11 protein-coding genes are annotated in these 10,451 nt (G+C 66.7%); 6 read left to right on the top strand and 5 right to left on the bottom strand.

Annotated features, from left to right (window positions below; genetic code table 11):
- Both AB1578_08805 and AB1578_08800 read left to right on the top strand, forming a co-directional pair.
- Window positions 1-434 (top strand): RidA family protein (locus AB1578_08805; GenBank protein ID MEW6488001.1); only part of this gene is annotated, 434 nt, incomplete at its 5' end.
- A gap of 156 nt (window positions 435-590) precedes the next feature.
- Complete coding sequence (locus AB1578_08800; GenBank protein MEW6488000.1) at window positions 591-989, top strand: hypothetical protein; 399 nt, start codon at window positions 591-593, stop codon at window positions 987-989.
- 113 nt (window positions 990-1,102) lie between these two features.
- On the opposite strand, the gene AB1578_08795 is transcribed toward AB1578_08800, so the two are convergent.
- Together AB1578_08795 and AB1578_08790 are read right to left on the bottom strand one after the other, a co-directional pair.
- Entirely contained in the window at window positions 1,103-1,639 is a 537-nt protein-coding gene (locus AB1578_08795) for a YceI family protein (GenBank protein ID MEW6487999.1), read from the bottom strand.
- Window positions 1,640-1,665: 26 nt separating this feature from the next.
- Window positions 1,666-2,784: a radical SAM protein gene (locus AB1578_08790; GenBank protein ID MEW6487998.1), complete on the bottom strand. Its 1,119-nt coding sequence runs from the start codon at window positions 2,782-2,784 to the stop codon at window positions 1,666-1,668.
- 305 nt (window positions 2,785-3,089) lie between these two features.
- Between AB1578_08790 and AB1578_08785 the strand changes: the two genes are divergently transcribed.
- The 4 genes from AB1578_08785 (at window position 3,090) to AB1578_08770 (ending at window position 5,272) form a co-directional block, all read left to right on the top strand.
- The gene (locus AB1578_08785; protein MEW6487997.1) at window positions 3,090-3,587 is read left to right on the top strand and encodes a BrnT family toxin; all 498 of its coding nucleotides are present in this window, start codon (window positions 3,090-3,092) and stop codon (window positions 3,585-3,587) included.
- Complete coding sequence (locus AB1578_08780; GenBank protein MEW6487996.1) at window positions 3,574-3,789, top strand: hypothetical protein; 216 nt, start codon at window positions 3,574-3,576, stop codon at window positions 3,787-3,789. Before AB1578_08785 ends, AB1578_08780 begins: the two co-directional genes overlap by 14 nt.
- A 129-nt stretch (window positions 3,790-3,918) precedes the next feature.
- Window positions 3,919-4,665 carry a class I SAM-dependent methyltransferase gene (locus AB1578_08775; GenBank protein MEW6487995.1) on the top strand — a complete coding sequence of 249 codons (747 nt, stop codon included), beginning with the start codon at window positions 3,919-3,921 and terminating at the stop codon, window positions 4,663-4,665.
- 19 nt (window positions 4,666-4,684) lie between these two features.
- Window positions 4,685-5,272 (top strand): putative glycolipid-binding domain-containing protein, encoded by a 588-nt coding sequence (locus tag AB1578_08770; GenBank protein ID MEW6487994.1) that lies wholly within the window; start codon window positions 4,685-4,687, stop codon window positions 5,270-5,272.
- A gap of 138 nt (window positions 5,273-5,410) precedes the next feature.
- Here AB1578_08770 and AB1578_08765 read toward each other — a convergent pair whose 3' ends face one another.
- From AB1578_08765 to AB1578_08755, 3 genes are read right to left on the bottom strand one after another with little or no spacing between them, the layout of a single operon-like run.
- Entirely contained in the window at window positions 5,411-6,832 is a 1,422-nt protein-coding gene (locus tag AB1578_08765) for an NADH-quinone oxidoreductase subunit N (protein ID MEW6487993.1), read from the bottom strand.
- A 44-nt stretch (window positions 6,833-6,876) separates the two neighbouring features.
- Window positions 6,877-8,652, bottom strand: coding sequence for an NADH-quinone oxidoreductase subunit M (locus AB1578_08760; GenBank protein ID MEW6487992.1), 1,776 nt, complete (start codon window positions 8,650-8,652; stop codon window positions 6,877-6,879).
- 49 nt (window positions 8,653-8,701) lie between these two features.
- A complete protein-coding gene (locus tag AB1578_08755) occupies window positions 8,702-10,450 on the bottom strand; it encodes a Na(+)/H(+) antiporter subunit D (protein MEW6487991.1) in 1,749 nt (582 codons plus the stop codon).
- Between the last annotated feature and the right edge of the window lies 1 nt (window position 10,451).

Here is a 10,451-nt window from a genome sequence, read left to right as displayed (position 1 = left end):
CATCAATACCAACCAATCGAGGCACCCAGATGACGAAGCGCTTAGTGAACCCGGCGAGTCTTTACGATGGAAGCTCTATCGGTTTGTCGCATGCCATAATCGATGAAGAAAGCGGTCTACTATTTATTTCTGGCCAGGTTGCTTGGGACCTTGAGCAACTGGTCACCGACAACACTGTTGCGGGCCAGTTCAGGCTCGCCCTCGAGAACCTGAGAACGGTTCTTGCCGAAGCCAGTTCCAGTGTAGACGACCTGCTGCACCTGCGAATCTATGTCCGCGGAGAGCTTGAGGAGCATATGGAAGCCCTGGCGCCAATGCTGTCAGCATTCCTCGGAACTGCTCGCACAGCAATAACGGGAGTTGGTGTCTCATCTCTCGCTTCCAAAAGAACGCTTGTTGAAGTAGAGGCCGTTGCTAAACTGAGGCGACCATAAAGACCGAATTGCCGCCGCACAAGGAGGCGGGAGCTCCACTGAAATGCGCTTCATACTCAAGGCAGTTGGAATACAGAGGAAATTGATGCCTAACCACAGCATCGAGGCGGTATCGAGCACGCGCAGCGGCGGAATCGAGAGTTCGTCGAAGCGGCGATGGGGCGGGAGGTGGCGAACCCGCTCGACGAGGTGACCGGGTCGACGCTGCTGGGCACCCCCGGGTTCGTGGAGTGGGCGAAGGAGAAGTTTGTGAAGGAGAGGGGGGCGCACCGCGATCTTCCTGCGCTGAGACGGCTCTCGGATCGCCCGACGATCGAGGCGATCCGGCGGGCCGCGCAGGGCGCGCTTGGGGCAGAAGACCCGTGGGCGGCAAGGCGTCTGGCATTGTACCTGTGCCACCATTTGAGCGGGCAACGGCTGACGGAGATCGGCAAAGCGTTCGGGGTCGGGCCGTCGGCCGTGAGCCAAGCGAGCCGACGCGTGGCGGCGGAGATGACGAGCCGAGGCGGGATGGCGAGGGCGGCCGAGACCGTCCAGAGGGTGCTCGGAAAGTGAAGAGTGCAGGTCTGACACCCTTGGATTCCCCCTTGGATTCCCCCCCCTTGGATTCCCCATCGGGCGCCGCGGCGATGGGAGGGGCTCCCTTCGGCCGTCCGCCCCGCGTGGGGTCAGTCCTCCAGCAGGTCCGCCTCCGAGTTGATGGTGAGGAAGAGGTGCTTGCCCACCATGAAGCCCTCCTCGGTCTCCAGGTTGGTCCGGATGCCGAAGTCCTCGCGGTTGATCTGCGTCGTGGCCCGAAACCCATAGGTGGTGTACCGGCGATCGTCGTCCTGGAAGTGTGCGGGGCCGCCGTAGCGAACGTCCAGCAGTACCGGCTGGGTGACGCCGTGGATGGTGAGGTCGCCGCGCACCAGGCAGTGGTCCAGGCCGGCGACCTCGGCCCCGGTGCTGCGGAAGGTGATCTTCGGGTACCGGGCCACGTCCAGGTAGTTGTCGCTCCGGAGGTCCGCGTCGCGTCGGTCGATGCCGGTGGAGATGGACGCCGCGTCGATCTCCACCTCCACCGAGGACGCCGCCACGTCCCGCGGGTCGAAAAGGAGCGTGCCGGAGACCCGGTCGAAGCGGCCGGACACCCAGGTGACCATCATGTGGCGGACCTCGAAGGTGGCCGCGGTGTGGTCCGGGTCGAGGTTCCACTTCGCCATGGCCGTTCTCCCCTGTCTCTGGCTCGTTACCGAGGCGGTTCCCCCCGCGGAGGGCCCTCCCTCGCGGGTGACGGTGAGTGGAGGAAGCACTGGGGGTCGTCGGCCAGGTAGTTGCCGCACCCCCGGGCCAGGGTCACGGCGTAGGCCACGGCCCGGCACCCGCGGCACGCAGCCCAGCGCGCGCACGCCCCGCAGCGGCCCGAGTAGCGCCCCTTGTCCCGCAGAGCGGCGAGCACCGGCGATGTCGCCCAGACCTCCCGCAGGTCGTCGGTGCGGAGGTTCCCGATGGGGATCGGCAGGCGCCGGCACGGGTGCAGGGTGCCGTCGGGCAGGATGGTGATCCCGGACACCCCGGCCGCGCAGCCGCCCACCGCGGTGCACCCGGCGCCGTCGGTGCCGTCCAGATCGAGCTGGGTGGCCAGGGGGTCCCCGGTGCCGATCGCGAGCCCCGGGACCTCCAGCGAGCGCAGGTGCTCGTAGACCTCGCGGACGCGGCTGGCCGGGAGGAGCTCCCCCGCCAGCTCGGCGCCCCGGCCGTAGGGCACCAGCCGCGAAAAGCCGATGCGGGGTACCCCTGCGGCGCGGGCGATGGCGACCAGCTCGTCGACCCGGTCGGCGTTTCGCGCCGAGAGCGTGACGTTCAGATCCACGTGCACCCCGGCGCTCAGCAGGTGGGCCACACCCCGCAGCGCCCCGCGAAAGCTCTCTGGGCCGCGAACGGCGTCGTGGACCGCCTCCGGCCCCTCCAGGCTTACCTGGACTCCCGCCACCCCGAGCCCGGCCAGCCTGTGCGCCGCGTCCCCGTCGATCAGGGTTCCGTTGGACAGGAGATGGGTCGGGAACCCGGCGGCGCGTAGGTGGTCCAGGACGTCCCATAGCTCCGCGCGCAGCAGCGGCTCGCCGCCCGTGACCTGGAAGCTTGAGGTGAAGCAGATGCCGTAGGCCGCAGACCACGCCGCCGCTGCGTCCGCCACCTCGTCTACCACCCCGAGCAGCTCCGCCAGGGTCATCTCCCCGCCGCTGCGGCCCGCCTGGTAGCAGTGGAGGCAGCGCAGGTTGCACCGCTCGGTCAGGTGCCACTGGACGAAGAACTCCTGCTCGGCGGCAGGTTCGGGCGGGGCGTTGGGGGTGGCGGATGGACTCACGGTGCGTTCGCCTCGGCATCGCGGAGGTCATAGGTCTGCGGACCCGGGAGGCCAGATCTACTCGTCTCGTTGCCGGACCGGCAACCCTAGCTCTTTCAGCTCTTTCACTTGTGGCAGCGCTTGATCGGCGCCTGCTCGGATGCCTTCTTCAACCTTCGCCAGAGTGCGGCTTCTCGTTCCAGGATCTTGGGGTCAAGGACCTTGCGCATGTGCGGCCCTCCTCTGAGGCTAGGGTGGTTGAGCGCCCGGGTCCGCAGGCCTCGGTCGTCCGCCGATACCCGAGGAGTCAACCGCGGAAATCCCGGATGTCAAGTCGGCGATCCATCGGCAGACTCGATGGGCATGCTCTGGGAGAAGTGCCCCGGTTTGGCCAGGAGGGGAGGACGCTGTTTCGTTATTGCAGTACGCTTGACCGGGGGATGGTTCCGAGGTATGCGGTCCGGTCATGCCTCGACAGCCTCGCCTGGACGTGCCGGGCCTTTTTGCACCATGTGTTTGCCCGCGGGATCGAGCGCAGGGAGATCTTCCGGGACGATCGAGACCCACGAATCAACCAGGAGAAGCATGGGGTCGCGTTCGAGGAGGCGGCTACCGTCTTCCGAGATCCAAGGGCATTGAACATGTTCGATCCAGACCACAGCGAATCAGAAGACCGATGGATCACCCTCGGGATCTCCGGCTCTGGCCGGCTGCTGGTGGTCTGCCACACGTTCAGAGAGGAACCCGGCGAGTCCGTGACGATTCGCATCTACTCGGCGCGTCGGCCGACCTCCAAGGAGACTCGAAGCTATGAAGAGGGCTGAAATGAGAGAAGAGTACGATTTTTCAAAGGCACAAAGGGGCAAGTTCTACAGGCCCGACGCGAAGCTGAACCTGCCTGTGTACCTCGATGAGGAGGTTCAAGCCTTCGTCGAAGCCATAGCGGAGAAACGGAAGACCGATCTTTCCACCGTGGTCAACGAACTCCTTCGAGGCGACGTGCAGCTCGCGGACGCCATGAAGTAGGACTGCGGTGAACAACCGCGTGAACCAGGCGCGCGACACAACTGTTGTGCCTTAGCTTTCTTTGCGCGCACCGGTTACGCTCGCGTTGGCGGAGACCGAACCTACCCACACCGATGAGAAGAGTCTTCAATGGACATCCCACGAATATTCGACATCACTGAAAGTGCTCACCGCATCCACAACCCGATCACACCCGAAAAGCTCGCCACTCTCGGCGCGGCGCTGCGTCTGGAAGCGGGGGCCCGGGTGCTCGACCTGGGCAGCGGTTCGGGGGAGATGCTGTGCACCTGGGCCCGCGATCACGGCGTCGTCGGCACCGGGATCGACATGAGCAAACTGTTCACCGAGCAAGCGAGACGACGTGCTGAAGAACTCGGCGTCGCCCATCGAGTCAAGTTCATCCATGGCGATGCTGCGGGCTACGTGTCTGACGAGAAGGCCGGTGTGGCAGCCTGTGTCGGTGCCACCTGGATCGCCGGGGGAGTCGTCGGCACGATCGCGCTTCTGGCGCGGAGCCTGCGCGCCGGGGGGATCATCCTCATCGGCGAGCCCTACTGGCGGCAGTTGCCACCGACGGAAGATGTCGCCAAGGGGTGTCTTGCCCACGCAATCTCCGACTTTCTCCTGCTTCCGGAGCTTCTCGCGTCTTTCGGCCGCCTCGGCTACGACGTCGTCGAAATGGTTCTGGCTGACCAAGACGGCTGGGACCGGTACGAGGCGGCCAAATGGCTGACCATGCGCCGATGGCTTGAAGCCAATCCCGACGACGACCTCGCGAGAGATGTTCGAGCCAAGCTGACCTCGGAACCCGAGCGCTACACCGCCTACACGCGTGAGTACCTGGGCTGGGGTGTGTTTGCGCTGATGCCGCGGTGATGCGCTCAACGGAGTCTCCATGGCGAAGGCGCGTTGCCGCACGATCTGCTGGACGCCCATCTGGAACAAGAACCGAGAAGGCGTAGGACTGGAGCATCTGCTCTTGTCAGAGCGCTCCGGGGACAGCATCGTTCTCGCGTTCGACGAAGAGCACAAGCCCTTCCGGCTCACGTATCGGCTCGCCTGGGACGACTCGTGGCGGCTGCGCGATGCCGAGCTCGTGGTCGCGACGGAGCGCTGCAGCCGATCGCTGAGTCTGCGAACAGACGGTCTGGGCCACTGGGAACACCGTGATGGCCGGGCCGTCGCCGAGCTCGGCGGGTGTGTCGATATCGATATCTGGCCAACCCCCTTTACCAACACCTTCCCGATACGCCGCGAGCCGATGGCTGTCGGTGAGCGGCGGCAGTTCCGCATGGCTTGGATCTTCGCACCGGAACTGACGGTTCAGCCGCAAGCGCAGGCCTACACGCGACTGGCCGACCGGCTCTACCTCTTCGAGAACCTCGACGGCACTGCCTTCAGCGCGGAACTGCCTGTGGACGAAGACGGGATCGTGCTGGACTACCCCGGCCTGTTCCGACGGGTGAAGGGGGCGTTCGGGTGAGGGGCGGGATTGGGGGCATGGGAGCGCCGGGCGCACCCATGCCCGCCTCTGCAGCGACCCTCGTCCTCGCATGCCCCGGGCGCGGGAGGGAGGTGGCCTGCGCGTTTTTCCCTCCGGGGGCGCGGCGGGGCGAGGGGGCTATCCCGCCCAGGCCAGGGCCTGGCGGAAGAGGCCCAGGACGGAGCCGGGCAGCGTGCCCAGGAGGAGGATGGAGAGGCAGAAGGCGTAGCCCAGGCCCCGGCCGAGCCAGGTAAGGGGCACGCGGGCCTCGGGGGGAGCGGCCTCTCCTTCTTCCGGGGGGCTGAAGGCCGCCTTCACCATCTTCAGGTAGTAGAAGACGCCGATGGCGGTGTTGAGGGCCGCGATGATGACCAGCGCGAGGTAGCCCTTTTCCAGGGCGGCGGCGAGCACGTAGAACTTGCCCATGAAGCCGGCGGTGGGGGGGATGCCCGCCAGGCCGAAGGCGCCCACGGCCAGGGTGAAGGCAAGGAGCGGCGCCCGCTTGTGGAGCCCCCTCAGGTGGTCCAGGGTCACGTTCTCTCCCGCCGGGGCCAGCGAGTAGATCACGTAGAAGAGGGCGAGGTTCATGAGGAGGTAGCCCCCCACGTAGAACATGGCGCCCGAGTACCCCGCGATGGTCCCGGTGAGGATGCCGGTCATCATGAAGCCGGCGTGGGAGATGGAGGAGAAGCCCAGCAGGCGCTTGAGATCGGTCTGCACCAGGGCCGCCAGGTTGCCGTAGGTCATGGAGAAGACGGCGAGCAGCACCAGGACCGCGAAGAAGCCACCGGTCTCGTCCCCTCCGAGCCCGGTGAGGCGGATCAGCACCGCCACCGCGCCGATCTTGGGCAGGGTGGCGATGACGCCCGCGGTCTCGTTGGCCGCGCCCTGGTAGATGTCGGGGGTCCAGAAGTGGAAGGGGAAGAGGGCGAGCTTGAAGAAGAAGCCCCCGAGCATCATGGTGAGGGCCATGATCCCGAGCGGGGAGCGCGCCAGCTCGGGGAAGACCAGCAGGAGCTCGTCCAGGTGGGTGGTCTGGGCCAGGCCGAAGACGTAGCTCATCCCAAACAGGCTCACCCCCGACGCGAGCGCCCCGAAGAGGACGTACTTGATGCCGGCCTCCACGTGGGTCGTGTGCTCCGAGCGGCGAAGCGGCACGAGGATGTACAGGGCGTAGGAGGAGAGCTCGAGGGCGATGTAGAGGGTCAGGAGCTCCACGCTGCTCACCAGCAGGGTGAGGCCGAGCACGCTAAGCGAGAGGAAGAAGTAATACTCCGGCTCGTGCTCGGCCTGCACCCCCCGCAACCCTTCCCCCAGGGCCACCGCTGCGAAGAACCCCAGGGCCACCATGAACTTCAGGGACTGGCTGAAGCCGTCCACCCGGTAGGTGCCGGAAAAGAGCTCGCCCCGGGCGTCGAAGAAGAAGGCGGCGGCGACCACCGCCAGGGCCGAGAGGGCCAGGGCCGCGCGCCGGGCCGTGCCGCGCCGGGGCTCGGCCAGGGTGAGGCCGAAGAGCACCAGGGCCGCCAGCGCCAGGTAGATCTCGTGTGCGAAGGCCATGGGGGTTCCTTAGCAGCGTGACGGGTGACGGGGGATGGGGGCCATCAGTGCTGCGCCTCCTCGGGGGCGGCGGGCGCCTCGTGAGCCGGTGCTTCACCGTGGGTCGCTTCCTGCCCTTCCCCGTGCCCCGTCGCCTCGTGGCCGGTACCGTGGTCCGCGGAGGGAAAGAGGGCGTTCCACAGGCCGGGGAGGCCGCCGGTGGGCAGGGCCCCGGGCTCGGCGTGGGCCTGGGTCACCACGTGGGCGATGCTCGCGTCCATGGCCCGCAGGAAGGGCTTGGGGTTCAGGCCGATCCAGAAGACGAAGACCGCGAGGAAGGCCAGCGTTCCGAACTCCCGCAGGTCCAGGTCCCAGAGATGACGGCCGCCTTGACCGTGAGCGCCGTGCGCCCCGTGGCCCGCGGGCTCGGGGGCGTGGGCCTTCGGGTGCCCCTTGCCCTTCTTCTTGGCTGGGGCGGCAGCGGCGTGCTCCTCTTCGTGCCCGTGGTGCCCGCTGACCCGGTCCCAGATGATCTTCTGGAGCAGCCGCAACATGTAGGTGGCGGCCAGCAGTGCCCCCGGGATGGCGAAGGCCGCCAGGAGCACGTTCTCCCGGAAGGCGCCGATGAGGACCAGGAGCTCGCCCACGAAGGAGTTGGTGCCCGGAAACGCCAGGGACGAGAGGCTGAAGATCCCCAGGAACGTCACGTACACCGGCATGAAGGACCCGATGGCCGAGTTGTCGGCGATCATGCGGCTGTGGGTGCGCTCGTAGAGGATGCCGACGCAGATGAACAGCGCGCCGGTGGTGATGCCGTGGTTCACCATCTGGAGGATGGCGCCCTCGATGCCCGGCTGGTTCACCAGGAAGATCCCCAGGGTCACGAAGCCCATGTGCCCCACGGAGGAGTAGGCGATGAGGCGCTTCATGTCGTTCTGGCCCAGGGCTACGAACCCGCCGTAGAGGATCGAGACGATGGAGGCCCACAGGAACACGGGCCCCAGGTACGCCGTGGCCAGCGGCGTGATGGGCAGGCAGAAGCGCAGGAACCCGTAGGTCCCCATCTTGAGGAGCACGCTGGCCAGGATGACGGAGCCGGCCGTGGGCGCCTCCACGTGGGCCGCGGGGAGCCACGTGTGGAAGGGGAACATGGGGACCTTGATGGCGAACGCCAGGGCGAACGCCAGGAACACCCAGAACTGGAAGGCAAACGTGTACCCCCGGGCCATGAGGTCCGGAATGGAGAAGGTGCCCCCCACCAGGTAGAGCGCGATGATCGCCACCAGGAGGAGCACGCTCCCCGCCAGGGTGTAGAGGAAGAACTTGACCGACGCGTACGCCTTGCGGGGGCCTCCCCAGACCGCGATCAGGAGGTACATGGGGATGAGCATGGCTTCCCAGAAGACGTAGAAGAGCACCAGGTCGAGGGCGCAGAAGACCCCCACCATGGCCGCCTCCATCACGAGGAGCGCGAAGAGGAACTCCTTCACCCGCACTTCGATGTACTTCCAGGAGCAGAGCACGCACAGCGGCATCACGAAGGTGGTGAGGAGCACCAGGAAGAGGCTGATGCCGTCCACCCCCAGGGCGTAGCGGATGTGGAGCGCCGGAATCCACTCGTGGAGCTCGGGGAACTGGAAGAGGTGCGTCCCCGTCTGGAAGGCGGTGTAGAGGGGGATCGAGACCAGGGCTTCGGCCACCGTGACGGCCACCGCCCACCCCTTGACGAGGCGGTCTCCCCGCAGGAAGAGGGCCACCACGGCCCCGGCCAGGGGCAGGAAGATGAGGAGGCTCAGGATGGGGAACCCCAAGCTGTGTGGCAGCGCGAACTCAGGTGTCATTGGCGACCCTTGAATACGATGGGTTCCACGGTTTCCTTCTCCGCCTGCATCAGAAGCTCACCACGACCGCCAGCACCGCAAACAGCGCCACCACCGCGGCCGCGATGTACTGCTGGAGTCGGCCGGTCTGGACGTGGCGGACCTTGTCTCCCATGCCCCACACCCCCGCGGCCAGGCCGTCCACCACCCCGTCGATGGCCTTCACGTCGAAGCGGGTCCACAGGTTGGCCGCCCCCAGCGCAAAGCGCATCCCCACGGTGCGGTACACCTCGCCCACCCAGTCGTTCACGGGGGAGAGGGGGTTGCGGAAGAACCGCACGACCTGGGCGGCACCCTTCCGGTAGAACCAGTCGAGATCCAGGTTGAGCTTCGCCTCCGGGGTGAGCTTCTTGCGCAGCAGGTAGAAGCCGAGCCCCGTGAACCCCAGGATCTGGAGGGTCTCGGAGAGGTGGTAGGCGGTGTAGGGGTGGTAGGTGGCCTCGAAGGGCAGGAGCCGATACAGGTAGTCCGGGTAGATGCCCAGGAAGAAGCAGAAGAACGAGGCGATCCCCATGGCGACGAGCATGTTCTTGGGCGGGTCCTTGCAGACCACGCCCTTGTCCTCTCCGAACCAGATGAAGTAGGGCAGCTTGATCCCGACCGAGAGGAACGTGCCTACCGAGGCCAAGAGCAGCATGAGCAGGAGCACGATGTGGTGGGCCTCGCCGGCTCCGGCCACGATCATGGACTTGGAGACGAAGCCGCTGGTGAGGGGAAACCCGGAGATGGAGATCCCGCCGATGACCGTCGCGACCATGGCCAGGGGCATGCGCTTGTAGAGCCCCCCGAGCTCCGAGAGTTTCGAGGTGCCCGCCATCTCGAGCACCGCGCCCACCCCCATGAAGAGGAGCGCCTTGTAGAGGATGTGGGCGTAGGCGTGGGCCACGGCGCCGTTGAGGGCGAGCGCCGTGCCGATGCCCACGCCGCACACCATGTAGCCCACCTGGCTCACGATGTGGTAGGCGAGGATGCGCCGGCCGTCGTTTTCGATGATGGCGTACCCGACCCCGTAGAGGGTCATGATCGCGCCCCCGATGGCCAGGACCTCGTAGCCCGGGAAGGCCCGGGCCAGCACGTAGACCGCGGTCTTGGTGGTAAACGCGCACATGAAGACGCCGCCCATCACGGTGGACTCGGGGTAGGCGTCGGGGAGCCAGGAGTGGAGCGGGGGCACGGCGGCGTTCAGCGCAAAGCCGATGAGGATCAGGTAGGCGGCGAGATTGGCGTTCTCGGGGGCGATGGGCCCGAAGGTGAGGTCGTGGGTGTGCATCCACCACAGGAAGATCCCCCCCATGAGGACGAGCCCCCCCACCACGTGGACCAGGAGGTAGCGGAACCCCGCCGCAAGCGACGCGGGCTTTCGCCGCAGCCACACCAGGAAGACCGACGAGAACGCCATGAGCTCCCAGAAGATGAAGAGCGTCAGGTAGTCGCCGGCCAGCGTCACCCCCACCGACCCCGCCACGTACAGGAAGCCCGCCACGTGCTGCCAGCGGTCCTCCACGTGCATCCCGTAGATGGACCCGATGATGGCCATGAGGGTGAAGACGTGGAGGAAGACGATGGCCAGCTGATCCACCTTCGCGAAGACCAGATCGAACCCCAGGTACGAGGCCCGGCCGTAGGTGCCCGGCTCCATCCAGTGGACGGACGCAAAGGCGAGCAGCGGGATGACCCACAGGGCCTTGCGGGCCTTGGGGAAGGCCGCCGCCAGGGCGGCTCCCAGGAGGAACAGGAGCACGGGGTGGACGATGCCCATG

The sequence above is a fragment of the Thermodesulfobacteriota bacterium genome (genome assembly GCA_040756475.1).
Taxonomy (GTDB): domain Bacteria; phylum Desulfobacterota; class Deferrisomatia; order Deferrisomatales; family JACRMM01; genus JBFLZB01.
This window is presented reverse-complemented; position numbering and strand designations above follow the sequence as displayed.